This is a genomic window from Pseudomonas sp. P867 (assembly GCF_019891455.1).
Classification (GTDB): domain Bacteria; phylum Pseudomonadota; class Gammaproteobacteria; order Pseudomonadales; family Pseudomonadaceae; genus Aquipseudomonas; species Aquipseudomonas synxantha_A.
Genome location: NZ_JAFLXB010000004.1, coordinates 71,426 through 85,040, shown reverse-complemented (window position 1 = coordinate 85,040; position 13,615 = coordinate 71,426). Strand labels below are relative to the sequence as shown.

Sequence of the window (13,615 nt, the reverse complement as noted above, 5' to 3'; positions counted from 1 at the left end):
CTTTGCACCGGTAGAAGGTAAACTTCGCCCCCTGCGCAGGAGCAACCATGAATTATCGTCACGCCTTTCACGCCGGCAACCACGCCGATGTCTTCAAACACCTGACCTTGACCCGCCTCATCGCCCTGATGTCGCGCAAGGAGCAGCCGTTCGCCTACCTCGACACCCATGCCGGCATTGGCCTGTACGACTTGCAGGGCGACCAGGCCAACCGCACCGGTGAATACCTGGAAGGCATCGCTCGCCTGTGGGGCGCAAGCGACCTGCCGCCGCTCACCGCCGACTACATGCGCGTGCTGCACGAGATGAACCCGGACGGCCAGTTGCGCTACTACCCGGGCTCGCCGGAGCTGGCGCGACGCCTCACGCGTCCCCAGGACCGTGTGCTGCTCAACGAGAAGCACCCCGAAGATGGCGTGCTGCTCAAGGACAATATGAAGGGTGATCGCCGGGTCAAAGTGCATCTGGGCGAAGGCTGGCATGTGCCGCGTGCCCTGTTGCCGGTGCCGGAAAAACGCGCGTTGATGCTGATCGATCCGCCGTTCGAGAAGCTCGACGAAATGCAGCGTTGTGCGGCGTCCCTCAAGGAAGCCGTCAGCCGCATGCGCCAGACGGTCGCGGCGATCTGGTACCCGGTGAAGGACCAGCGCATGTTGCGCCGCTTCTACCAGGACCTGGCCGGTACCGGTGCGCCGAAGTTGCTGCGGGTGGAACTGCTGGTGCATCCACTGGACACGCCCAACACCCTGACCGGCTCGGGCCTGGCGATTGCCAACCCGCCGTGGGGTCTGGAAGAGGAGTTGCGTGAGTTGCTGCCGTGGCTGTCCAAGAAACTTGGGCAGACCCAGGGTGGGTGGCAGATGGATTGGCTTATCGCTGAATAGTCAGCGCTCAGGCCACACACAAAACTAAATGTGGGAGGGGGCTTGCTCCCGATTGCTGAGTGTCAGTCAGTACTTCTGTAACTGACACACCGCAATCGGGAGCAAGCCCCCTCCCACATTTGGTTCTATGTTGACCTTAGATCGGGCAGGTCACGCCTGTGCCGCCGATCCCGCAATACCCCTGCGGATTCTTCGCCAGGTACTGCTGGTGATACGCCTCGGCAAAGTACACCGTCGGTGCTTCTTCGATTTCCGTGGTGATCTCACCCAGGCCGGCCTTGTTCAGCTCTTGCTGATAAGCCTCGGCACTGGTTTTGGCCGCCGCCAGTTGTTCAGGCGTGGTGGCATAAATCACCGAGCGGTATTGGCTGCCAATATCATTGCCCTGGCGCATGCCCTGGGTCGGGTTATGCAGTTCCCAGAACATCTTCAACAGGTCTTCATACTTGAGCTTGGCCTGGTCATACACCACCAGCACCACTTCGCTGTGGCCGGTCAGGCCTGAGCAGACTTCTTCGTAGGTCGGGTTCGGCGTGAAACCGCCGGCATAGCCGACCACCGTGCTGACCACGCCGTCGCGTTCCCAGAATTTACGTTCAGCGCCCCAGAAACAACCCAGGCCGAAGATCGCAAAACCGACATCATCAATAAACGGACCCAGCAGCGGGTTGCCGTTGACGAAGTGCGTTTCCGGCAACTTCATCGGGGTTTCACGGCCAGGCAAAGCTTGTTCTTGAGTAGGCAGCACGTTTTTGTTCACCAGAATTTCCGAGCGCAAGACCATGATCAGTCCTCTCGTCAGGTTGAGTAACAGTAAATTGTCAGACAGTCAGTGTGCCCGAGTGTTACAGCGCTGTCAGGCGATTGGCCCGCGCGGGTAGCGTTTAAGCATTGTCAGCAGCTCTGCACCGGGGATCGGTCGGTCGAACAGGTAGCCCTGGCCGACATCGCAGCGGTGTCTGCGCAGGAACGCCAACTGTTCGGCTGTCTCGATGCCTTCGGCCACCACCTTGAGCTTGAGGTTGTGAGCCATGGCGATCACTGCCGAGGTGATTTCCATGTCGTCCTGGTTATCCGGGATCTCGTGGATAAAGCTGCGATCAATCTTAATGATGTCGATGGGGAATTTTTTCAAGTAGCTCAGCGACGAGTAACCGGTGCCGAAATCGTCCATGGCCAGGGTCAGGCCAAAGCTTTTCAACTGGTCCAGTTGCAGGCGCGTGTCTTCGGTGGCTTCCAGCAGCAAACCCTCGGTCAGCTCCAGCTCCAGCAGGTTGGCCGGTAGCTGTTCTTCCTTGAGGATGGTGGCAATCGAGGTCACCAGGTCCGGATCGGAAAATTGCTTGGGCGACAGGTTGATCGCCACCTGCAAATTGCCCATGCCGGCGGCGCTCAACTGCCTGCTCATGCGGCACGCCTGGCGGGCGATCCATTTGCCGATCGGAATGATCAACCCGGTCTCTTCGGCCACGCTGATGAACTGGTCGGGGCGGATCATGCCCTTTTCCGGGTGGTTCCAGCGCAACAGGGCTTCCATGCCCAGCAGACGGCCGCTGCGCAGGCACAGTTTGGGCTGGTAGAACACGTCCAGCTCGTTCTGGGTCAGGGCGCGACGCAGGTTGTTTTCCACGAACAGCTTGTAGCTGGCTTCGGCATTCAACGCTTCGGTAAACACTTGCACCTGGTGTTTGCCGTTGGCCTTGGCCTTGTGCAGCGCCAGCCCTGCGTTACGCATTAGCGTCTGCGGGTCGCGGCCATGCAGCGGCGCGCAGGCCAGGCCCACGGAGCCGGTGACGCTGATCAACTGGTTGTCGACGAACATCGGCTTGTCGAGCGTGGCCAGCAACTGGCTGGCGACCTGCTGGCCGGTCTCCAGGTCGGAATCATCCAACAGCACTGCGAACTCGTTACTGGCAAAGCGTGCCAGGCTGCCGCCGCTGCTCAAGCTATTGCGCAAACGGCGGGCCAGGCTGATCAGCAACTTGTCGCCGGTCTGGTGGCCGAGGCTGTCGTTGATGCGCTTGAAGTTGTCGATGTCCACCAGCAGCAGGCTGATCGGGCTGTCGCTGTCGCGGGCAAAGCGTTCGTCGAGGTTACGGATGAACGCCGGTCGGTTGCCCAGGTTGGTCAGGTTGTCGGTGTAGGCCAGGCGCTCGATGCGCTGTTGCGCCAGCTTGGTCTGGGTGATGTCTTCGTAGATGCCGATGTAGTGGGTCAGCTCGCGGTTATCGCCATACACCTTGGAAATCGACAACTGGCCCCAGTAGGGCTCCAGGTTCTTGCGCCGGCTTTTGAACTCGCCTTGCCAGCTGTTGCTTTTGGCCAGGGCCGACGGCGCGTCGAACAGCAACTCACTGAGATTTTCCAGGGCCGGCAGTTGCGCCAGGCGATGGCCGTGGACTTCTTCCGCGCTGTATTGGGTAATTGCGGTGAAGCTGGGGTTGACGTACTCCACCACGCCGTCGCAATTGACCAGCAGAAAGGCATTGGCGCTTTGCTCCACAGCACGCTGGAACAGGTGCAGGGCGCTGGTGGCGGTACGGCGGTTGTGGTTGTTGATGACTTGCGCGAACTGGTCTGCCAGCTCGCCGGCAAACGCGATTTCATCGGACTGCCAGGCACGTGAACTGCCGCTTTGTTCCAGGCACAGCACGCCGACGACCTGGCCGTCGACACGAATACTGGCGTCGAGCATCGCGTGGATATCGTTGGCGCGCAGGCTTTCGGCCATTTCCCGGGTGCGCGGGTCACGTTGGGCATGAGTGGCGTCGATGGCGCGGCTGGAGTGCAGGGCTTCCAGATAATCCGGGAAACCGCTGGCGTCGATGGCTTGGGGCAGGCGGTGCTGTTGGTCGGCGCGGTGGTACGCCGAGATAGGCACCAGATGTTGGCCTTCGAGGTGCCAGATGCTGGCGCAGTCGATCTGGTAAATGTCGCACGCGCTACGGGTGATCAGCTCAGCGGCTTCTTGCAGCGAATTGGGCGTGGTGTAGCGCTGTCGGGCCAGCAGCAGGATCAGCTCCTGCTGGGCGCGCACCCGTTCCAGGTGTTGCAACTGTTCCTGCTGCGCACGCTGGTTGAGCTCCAGGGCGATCTGCAGGCGGCTGTTCTGGTTTTCCAGGTCAGCGGTCGGGGCGGGCGCGGTGGTATCGCTGAACAGCCCGTCGACCACCATCAGGTAGCCGCGCAGCAGATGGCGGTTGTGTTGTTTGTAGGCCTCGCCCATTTCCAGCAGGCTCATCGGGCCGTCATGGGTGTGTAGGGTATAGCGCACCAGGTAATGGGGGCTGTGGGTCAGTTGCTGCTGGATTGCGTCGTGCAGCTGATAGCGGGCCTGGGGCTCCATCAGGCTGGCGTAGGGCGTGCCGATCAGCGCACAGAGTTCCACCGCTGGCAGGCCGAACTGGCGCTCGCAATTGGGATCGAGGTACAGCAGGGCCCAGCTTGCCTCATTAAGCCGCTCGAAACGCAGCATACCGAGGCGCGAAGGCACCGGTAATTGCGTCACTACCTCGGCCGCCATACGGGCGACATCGGGTTGGCTTTTCATGGGGAAACTCGCTTGGGAAAATGCGCGTGGCGCCCGGCTCACGCCCTCTTTACTGTCGCCTACGGCAAGGTTGCATCATGCGGCACGCACTGACAAGAGAGGATGAAGGCTAAGTGCTATAAGGCAGTTATCGGCCGTGCGGGGGATTTCTGCAATCGAAGTGACAGAAGGTGTACAAACCTGTTCTGTGCGTACACCGAGCGCACAAAAAAAGCCCCGCCAAGTGGCGGGGTTGAGGTACGAGCGTGGCGCTCGGAAATCGGTGCGGCAAGGGCCTTCCCCGTAAAGGGAAGGCTCTGCGGCTTACAGCAGGATGGTGCGGATGTCGTTCAGCAACTGGCTCAGGCGCTGGGTGAAGCGTGCAGCGGCGGCGCCGTTGATCACACGGTGATCGTAGGACAGCGACAGTGGCAGCATCAGCTTGGGCTGGAACGCTTTACCGTCCCACACAGGCTGGATGGTGGCCTTGGAAACACCCAGGATCGCCACTTCCGGCGCGTTGACGATTGGCGTGAAGCCAGTGCCGCCAATGTGCCCGAGGCTGGAGATAGTGAAGCAGGCGCCCTGCATGTCATCCGGGGTGAGCTTCTTGTCGCGGGCCTTGGCAGCCAGCGCAGCCGCTTCGCCAGCGAGTTGCAGCAGGCTCTTCTGGTCGACGTTCTTGATGACCGGTACCAGCAGGCCATCCGGAGTGTCGACGGCAAAGCCGATGTTGACGTACTTCTTGCGAATGATCGCCTTGCCGCTTGGCGCCAGCGAGCTGTTGAAGTCCGGCAGTTCCTTGAGCAGGTGCGCGCAGGCCTTGAGCAGCAGTGGCAGCACGGTCAGCTTCACGCCGGCCTTCTCGGCCACGGCTTTCTGCGCAACGCGGAAAGCTTCCAGGTCGGTGATGTCGGCCTGGTCGAACTGAGTCACATGCGGGATGTTCAGCCAGCTGGCATGCAGGCCGGCCGCGCCGATTTGCATCAGGCGGGTCATCGGCACTTCTTCGGTTTCGCCGAAGCGGCTGAAATCCACGGTACGGATCGGCGGAATGCCCGAGCCGCCCGTCGCGCCGGCAGCCGGTGCTTCCTTGGCCTTTTGCATCATGGCTTTGACGTAAGCCTGCACGTCTTCCTTCAGCACACGACCGTGCGGGCCGCTGGCCGAGACGGCGCTCAGCTCGACGCCGAACTCGCGGGCCAACTGACGCACGGCAGGGCCGGCGTGCACCTTGGCACCGCTTGGCGCAGGTGCGGCAGCCGCAGGGGCCGGTGTGGCCTCGGCTTTTGCAGCAGGTGCCGGGGCAGCAGCGGCCGGAGCGGCTTCAGGCTTGGCAGCCGGAGCAGCCGCCGGTGCTGGAGCGGCGGCCGGGGCAGCGCCTTGTACTTTCAGCTTGAGGATGAAGTCACCGGTGCCGACTTCGTCTTCCAGCTTGACCGCGATGCTTTCCACTACGCCGGCAGCCGGCGAAGGGATTTCCATGGAGGCCTTGTCGGACTCCAGGGTGATCAGCGACTGATCGGCTTCGACGGTGTCGCCGACCTTGACCAGCAGCTCGATGATCTTGGCCTTGCCCGACGAGCCGATGTCCGGGACGTGAATGTCCTGGACGGTGGCGGCGGCAGGTGCAGCAGCCGGGGCCGCTGGGGCCTCGGCAGCAGGTTTTTCAGCGGCAGGCGCAGGTTCAGCAGCGGCAGCCGGAGCCGCCGCAGGGGCTGCATCAGCGGCGCCTTCGATTTCCAGTTCCAGCAGTTCGTCGCCTTCTTTCAGGCGGTCGCCCAGCTTGACCTTCAGGCTCTTGACCACGCCGGCCTTGGGAGCAGGAATTTCCATGCTCGCCTTGTCCGACTCCAGGGTCAGGATGCTCTGGTCGGCTTCGACGGTGTCGCCGACCTTCACAAACAGCTCGATTACTTCACCTTCACCGCTGCCGATGTCAGGTACGCGAATGAGTTCGCTCACAAAAAATCTCCTCAGCAGTCCAGTGGGTTGCGTTTTTCCGGGTTGATCCCGAACTTGACGATGGCGTCAGCCACCACCTTGGGTTCGATCTCACCACGGTCAGCCAAGGCTTCCAGGGCTGCCAACACCACGAAGTGACGGTCGACTTCGAAGAAGTGACGCAGCTTCTTGCGGCTGTCACTGCGGCCGAAACCATCGGTGCCCAGGACTTTGAATTCCTTGGACGGGACCCACTGGCGAATTTGTTCAGCAAACAGTTTCATGTAGTCGGTAGAGGCAATGACTGGACCTTTACGGCCGGCCAGGCACTCTTCGACGTAGCTCTTGGCTGGCTTCTGGCCAGGGTGCAGACGGTTGCTGCGCTCTACGGCCAGGCCGTCGCGACGCAGTTCGTTGAAGCTGGTCACGCTCCACACGTCGGCGCCGACGTTGAATTCGTCACGCAGGATCTTCGCCGCTTCACGCACTTCGCGCAGGATGGTGCCGGAGCCCATCAGCTGTACGTGGTGCGCCGCTTCCTTGGTGTCTTCTTCGAGCAGGTACATGCCCTTGATGATGCCTTCTTCCACACCGGCCGGCATGGCTGGCTGCTGGTAGGACTCGTTCATCACGGTGATGTAGTAGAAAACGTCCTGCTGCTCTTCGGTCATCTTCTTCATGCCGTCCTGGATGATCACCGCCAGCTCATAGCCGTAGGTTGGATCAAAGGTGCGGCAGTTCGGGATGGTGGCAGCCAGGATGTGGCTGTGACCGTCTTCGTGTTGCAGGCCTTCGCCGTTCAGCGTGGTGCGCCCGGCGGTACCGCCGATCAGGAAGCCACGGGTACGGCTGTCGCCTGCTGCCCAAGCCAGGTCGCCAATACGCTGGAAGCCGAACATCGAATAGAAGATGTAGAACGGCAGCATCGGCTGGTTGTGGCTGGAGTACGAAGTACCGGCAGCGATGAAGGAGCTCATGGCACCCGCTTCGTTGATGCCTTCTTCGAGGATCTGGCCCTTCTTGTCTTCCTTGTAGAACATCACCTGGTCTTTATCGACTGGCTCGTAGAGCTGGCCGACGGAGGAGTAGATGCCCAACTGGCGGAACATGCCTTCCATACCAAAGGTACGGGCTTCGTCCGGGATGATCGGGACGATGCGCGGGCCGATGTCCTTGTCCTTGACCAATTGCGCGAGGATGCGCACGAAGGCCATGGTGGTGGAGATTTCACGGTCGCCCGAGCCGTCAAGGATGGCCTTGAGGGTGCTCAGGTCCGGCGTCGGTACGCTGAAGCTGTTGGCGCGGCGCTGTGGCACGAAGCCACCCAGTGCGCTGCGGCGCTCGCTCAGGTAGCGGGCCTCGGCGCTGTTTGGCTCAGGCTTGAAGAACGGCAGGTTCTCCAGCTCTTCGTCCTTGACCGGAATGTCGAAGCGGTCGCGGAACAACTTCAGGCTGTCGACATCGACTTTCTTGGTGTTGTGCGCGGTGTTCTTCGCTTCGCCGGCACCGGTGCCATAACCCTTGATGGTCTTGGCCAGGATGACGGTCGGTTGTTCTTTGTGGTTGACCGCTTCGTGGTACGCCGCGTAGACCTTGTACGGGTCGTGGCCGCCACGGTTGAGCTTCCAGATTTCGTCGTCGGACAGGTCGGCAACCATCGCCTTGAGTTCAGGCGTGTTGAAGAAGTGTTCGCGAACGAACGCGCCGTCTTTGGCCTTGTAGTTCTGGTACTCGCCGTCGATGACTTCGTCCATGCGACGTTGCAGGATGCCGTCGACGTCCTTGGCCAGCAGTGGGTCCCAGAAACGGCCCCAGATGACCTTGGTCACGTTCCACTGAGCACCACGGAACACGCCTTCGAGTTCCTGGATGATCTTGCCGTTGCCGCGAACCGGGCCGTCGAGGCGCTGCAGGTTGCAGTTGATGACGAAGATCAGGTTGTCGAGCTTCTCGCGGCCGGCCAGGGAAATGGCCCCCAGGGATTCCGGCTCGTCGCACTCGCCGTCGCCCAGGAAGCACCAGACTTTCTGCTTGCCTTCCGGGATGAAGCCACGGGCTTCCAGGTACTTCATGAAGCGTGCCTGGTAGATCGCCTGGATCGGGCCCAGACCCATGGAAACGGTCGGGAACTGCCAGAAATCAGGCATCAGCCAAGGGTGCGGGTAGGACGACAGGCCCTGACCGTCGACTTCCTGGCGGAAGTTGTTCATTTGTTCTTCGCTGATGCGACCTTCCATGAACGCACGGGCGTAGACGCCTGGCGAGGTGTGGCCCTGGAAGTAGATCAGGTCGCCGCCGTGTTCGTCGGTCGGGGCCTGGAAGAAGTAGTTGAAGCCGATGTCATACAGGGTGGCGCTGGAAGCGAAGCTGGAAATGTGACCGCCCAGGTCCGAATCTTTCAAGTTCGTGCGCATTACCATCGCCATGGCGTTCCAACGTACCAGCGAGCGAATGCGGCGTTCCATGAACAGGTCGCCAGGCATGCGTGCTTCGTGGGTAACGGGGATGGTGTTGCGGTATGGCGTAGTGATGGCGTAAGGCAGTTGCGAGCCGCTGCGGGTCGCGAGTTCGCCCATACGGGTCATCAGGTAGTGAGCACGGTCTTCGCCTTCTTTGTCGAGAACCGATTCCAGGGCGTCCAGCCATTCCTGGGTTTCGACGGGATCGAGGTCTTGCATGGCTTGCTCCAGGGCGGAAAGGCTACCAGAATCGGTTGCCTGAAGTTTGCGACTGGCCTTGTGGGCAGACGACATAAATTCTTGGATGGCCGAAGGTTGCTTCGGCGTCCTGTAGTTTTACTACAAATCGTCGGCCATTTCAGCCTTTCGAATGTATATACGAGTAGTAAAACTACACAAGACTGAGCGTATGGCTCGGTCTTGCTGGTGAGCATAATCGTTATTGTTGGTCTATTGCGAACAAGAAAAGGTGAAAGTTTGATGTTGCCTGCCAAGATTAATTTAATTTCAGCTATTTCTAACTTTTGTTCGACAGTCCTTCATCGAGCATGGCTCTTGCGTTCACAACTACACGCCAATTACACGCCGATCAAGGATAGACCATGAGCCTTCCAACGCTGGCCGAACTGCCGGCCATTCTCTTGCCTTATGCCCAGCGGGCCGAGCAGTCATTTCGTGACGCGGTGGCCGCGCTGGACGACGATCATGGCCTTTCTGCGTGGACGCCGCAACGGTGGGCCGACTTCGCCCGCGTGTGCGCTGCCAGTGATTTTGTCATTGAACAGAGTGTTCGTGACCCTTTGATGTTGCTCGAACTGGTGGCCTGGGGTGAGCTGGACCGCAGCTTTGCGCCCGGTGAGCTGTGCAGCCAGATTGCCGGCGCCGTGCAACAGGCCGAAACAGAAGATGAGTTGGGCCGCGTGCTGCGCCGCCAGCGCACGCGCCAGCAGGTGCGCATCATCTGGCGCGACCTGACGCGCCAGGCCGACCTGGTGCAAACCTGTCGCGACCTTTCCGACATGGCCGACGCCAGCATCGACCAGGCCTACCAATGGCTGTACCAGCGCCACTGCGCGCAGTTCGGCACGCCGACCGGGCGGCGCAGCGGTGAGGCGCAGCATATGGTCATCCTCGGCATGGGCAAGCTCGGTGCGGTGGAGCTGAATCTCTCGTCGGATATCGACCTGATTTTTGCCTACCCCGAAGGCGGCGAGACGGTGGGGGTAAAGCGCTCCCTGGACAATCAGGAATTCTTTATTCGTCTTGGTCAAAAATTGATCAAGGCCCTTGATCCTATGACGGTCGACGGTTTTGTCTTCCGTGTGGATATGCGCCTGCGTCCCTACGGCTCGGCCGGTGCGCTGGTGCTCAGCTTCAACGCGTTGGAGCAGTACTACCAGGATCAGGGCCGGGATTGGGAACGCTACGCCATGATCAAGGCGCGCGTAGTGGCCGGTGATCAAGTGGCCGGCGCGCAGTTGCTCGATATGCTGCGCCCGTTCGTCTACCGCCGCTACCTGGACTTTTCCGCCATCGAAGCGCTGCGCACCATGAAGCAGTTGATCCAGCAGGAAGTACGGCGCAAGGGTATGGCCGAGAACATCAAGCTGGGCTCAGGCGGCATTCGGGAGGTGGAGTTTATTGCCCAGGCGTTCCAGCTGATTCATGGCGGCCGCGACCTCAGCCTGCAACAACGCCCACTGCTGAACGTGCTGGGTACGCTTGAGGGGCAGGGTTACCTGCCGGCTGCGGTGATCACCGAACTGCGCAATGGCTACGAATTCCTGCGCTACACCGAGCACGCCATCCAGGCGATTGCCGACCGCCAGACCCAAATGCTGCCGCACAATCCCGAAGATCAGGCGCGTATCGCCTTCATGCTGGGCTTCAGCGACTGGGCTGCGTTCCACGAACGCCTGATGTACTGGCGTGGCCGCGTGGACTGGCACTTTCGTCAAGTGATTGCCGACCCTGATGAAGAAGAAGGCGAAGAAAGTGAATTGGTCGTCGGTGGTGAGTGGTTGCCGCTGTGGGAGGAATCCCAGGATGACGACGCCGCATGCCGTCAATTGGCCGAGGGCGGTTTCACCGATGCACCCAAAGCCCTCAAGGCCTTGGCCGGCCTGCGTGGCAGCCCGCAGTTGCGTGCCATGCAGCGGCTGGGGCGCGAGCGTCTGGATGCATTCATTCCGCGCCTGCTGGCCCAGGCGGTCGAGCACGCCAACCCGGACCTGGTGCTGGAGCGCGTGTTGCCGTTGGTGGAGGCCGTCGCCCGGCGTTCGGCCTATCTGGTGTTGCTCACCGAGAACCCGGATGCGCTGCGTCGCCTGCTGACCCTGTGCGCCGCCAGCCCGTGGATCGCCGAACAGATCACCCGTTTCCCGTTGTTGCTCGATGAGCTGCTCAACGAGGGCCGCCTGTTCAAGCCGCCGCTGGCGCCGGAGCTGGCTGCCGAGCTGCGCGAGCGCCTCACCCGCATTCCCGAGGACGACCTTGAACAGCAAATGGAGGCCCTGCGTCACTTTAAATTGGCGCACCGCCTGCGAGTCGCGGCCTCGGAAATCGCTGGCAGCCTGCCGCTGATGAAAGTCAGCGACTACCTCACCTGGCTGGCCGAAGCCATTCTTGAGCAAGTGCTGGCCCTGGCCTGGCGCCAGACTGTCGCCCGCCACGGCGCGCCGCAGCGCCTGGACGGTACCCTGTGCGATCCTGGGTTCATCATTGTCGGTTATGGGAAAGTCGGCGGCATCGAACTGGGGCATGGTTCGGATCTGGATCTGGTGTTTATCCACGATGGCGACCCCCAGGCCGAGACCGATGGCGCCAAGCCGATTGACGGCGCGCAGTTCTTCACGCGTCTGGGCCAGCGCATCATTCACCTGCTGACCACCCAGACCAACTCCGGCCAGCTGTATGAAGTGGACATGCGCCTGCGACCTTCCGGCGCATCCGGCTTGCTGGTGAGCTCCCTGGGCGCCTTCGATCGCTATCAACAAAATGAAGCCTGGACCTGGGAACATCAGGCGCTCATCCGCGCACGGGTGCTGGTGGGCAGCCAGGATGTGGGCCATGCATTCGAGCAGGTACGTGCCAACGTATTGGGGCGTGAACGGGACTTGGCGAAGCTGCGCCAGGAGGTCAGCGAGATGCGCACCAAGATGCGCGATAACCTGGGTACCAAGGCCACGGCGGCCGGCAGGGGCGCCAATGCCTTCGAGGCCACGGCGGTGTTCGACCTCAAGCAGGACGCCGGAGGTATCGTCGATATTGAATTTATGGTGCAATACGCGGCTTTGGCGTGGTCTGCGCAACATCCATCGTTGCTGCGCTACACCGACAATATTCGCATTCTGGAGGGCCTTGAGCAGGTCGGGCTGATGCCCGCCGCCGATGCCCATTTGCTGCGTGAGGTATATAAGGCCTACCGCTCCGCCGCCCACCGCCAGGCCTTGCAGAACGAGGCCGGCACGGTCGCCGGGGACCAGTTTGCCGACGAACGGCGACAGGTGATGCGAATCTGGCAAGCGCTGGGCTTAAATTGAAACTCGACTGATTGGGCGACGCCAATTTTTATATGGGATGCGGATTAATGTGGGAGCCGGGCTTGCCCGCGATGCAGGCGCCTCGGTTTATCAGTGATACCGAGGTGATGCAATCGCAGGCAAGCCAGCTCCCACATAAAGATGCTCCCTGGCGCGCCGCGATCTACAGTCATTATCGAGGCGGGGAGGCATAAGCCTCCCCGCATCGTTTGTGGAAACTACATGAATATTCTGATCGTTGGGCCCAGTTGGGTCGGTGACATGGTGATGGCACAGACACTTTTCCAGTGCCTGCGCCAGCGCTATCCAGACTGCCAGATCGACGTGCTCGCCCCTGAGTGGAGCCGGCCGATCCTGGAGCGCATGCCCGAGGTGCGCAAGGCCTTGAGCTTTCCGCTCGGCCACGGTGCCCTGGAACTGGCGACCCGCCGACGCATCGGCAAATCCATGGCCGGCCAGTACGACCAGGCGATCCTGTTGCCCAACTCGCTCAAGTCGGCGCTGGTGCCTTTTTTTGCCGGCATCCCCAAGCGCACCGGCTGGCGCGGTGAGTTTCGCTATGTGCTGCTCAATGACGTACGCACCCTGGATAAAGCCCGCTACCCGCTGATGATCGAGCGCTTCATGGCCCTGGCCTACGAGCCCGGCACGCAATTGCCCACGCCGTACCCGCGGCCCAGCTTGCAGATCGACCCGGTGACCCGCGATGCGGCGCTGGCCAAGTTCGGCCTCACCCTTGATCGGCCGGTTCTGGCCTTGTGCCCTGGCGCCGAGTTTGGCGAGTCCAAGCGCTGGCCGTCGGAGCATTACGCCAAGGTCGCCGAGACCAAGATCCGCGAAGGCTGGCAGGTGTGGCTGTTCGGTTCGAAGAACGATCATTCGGTAGGTGAAGATATTCGTCAGCGCCTGATTCCCGGCCTGCGCGAAGAGGCGGTGAACCTCAGTGGCGACACGTCCCTGGCCGAGGCTATCGACTTGTTGTCCTGCGCCGACTCGGTGGTGTCCAACGACTCCGGCCTGATGCATGTGGCGGCGGCGCTGAACCGCCCGCTGGTAGCGGTGTACGGCTCCACGTCCCCAGGCTTCACCCCGCCCTTGGCCGACAAGGTCGAAGTGGTGCGCCTGGGCCTGGATTGCAGCCCGTGTTTTGATCGCACCTGCCGCTTCGGCCACTACAACTGCCTGCGCCAATTGCTGCCGCAGCCGGTAACCGATGCCTTGCAGCGGTTGCAGGGCGATGTGGTCGAGGTTCACTGA

Annotated in this window: 7 protein-coding genes; 3 read left to right on the top strand and 4 right to left on the bottom strand. The window is 61.4% G+C overall.

Annotated features, from left to right (window positions below; genetic code table 11):
* Positions 1–47: 47 nt before the first annotated feature.
* Complete coding sequence (rlmJ, locus tag J1G33_RS09075) at positions 48–884, top strand: 23S rRNA (adenine(2030)-N(6))-methyltransferase RlmJ (protein WP_005784124.1); 837 nt, start codon at positions 48–50, stop codon at positions 882–884.
* 136 nt (positions 885–1,020) lie between these two features.
* Here rlmJ and msrA read toward each other — a convergent pair whose 3' ends face one another.
* The 4 genes from msrA to aceE all read right to left on the bottom strand — a co-directional run bounded on the left by msrA (position 1,021) and on the right by aceE (position 9,035).
* Positions 1,021–1,668, bottom strand: a complete 648-nt coding sequence (gene msrA, locus J1G33_RS09070; protein WP_216090642.1) for a peptide-methionine (S)-S-oxide reductase MsrA — start codon at positions 1,666–1,668, stop codon at positions 1,021–1,023.
* Positions 1,669–1,740: 72 nt separating this feature from the next.
* Entirely contained in the window at positions 1,741–4,434 is a 2,694-nt protein-coding gene (locus tag J1G33_RS09065; protein WP_032878268.1) for a GGDEF and EAL domain-containing protein, read from the bottom strand.
* A 303-nt stretch (positions 4,435–4,737) separates the two neighbouring features.
* A complete protein-coding gene (aceF, locus tag J1G33_RS09060; RefSeq protein WP_223017958.1) occupies positions 4,738–6,378 on the bottom strand; it encodes a dihydrolipoyllysine-residue acetyltransferase in 1,641 nt (546 codons plus the stop codon).
* 11 nt (positions 6,379–6,389) lie between these two features.
* A complete protein-coding gene (gene aceE, locus J1G33_RS09055; protein WP_003187985.1) occupies positions 6,390–9,035 on the bottom strand; it encodes a pyruvate dehydrogenase (acetyl-transferring), homodimeric type in 2,646 nt (881 codons plus the stop codon).
* Between the two features lie 383 nt (positions 9,036–9,418).
* Between aceE and glnE the strand changes: the two genes are divergently transcribed.
* Together glnE and waaF are read left to right on the top strand one after the other, a co-directional pair.
* Positions 9,419–12,358, top strand: a complete 2,940-nt coding sequence (glnE, locus tag J1G33_RS09050) for a bifunctional [glutamate--ammonia ligase]-adenylyl-L-tyrosine phosphorylase/[glutamate--ammonia-ligase] adenylyltransferase (RefSeq protein WP_078820123.1) — start codon at positions 9,419–9,421, stop codon at positions 12,356–12,358.
* A 222-nt stretch (positions 12,359–12,580) separates the two neighbouring features.
* Positions 12,581–13,615 (top strand): lipopolysaccharide heptosyltransferase II, encoded by a 1,035-nt coding sequence (gene waaF, locus J1G33_RS09045; RefSeq protein WP_032878265.1) that lies wholly within the window; start codon positions 12,581–12,583, stop codon positions 13,613–13,615.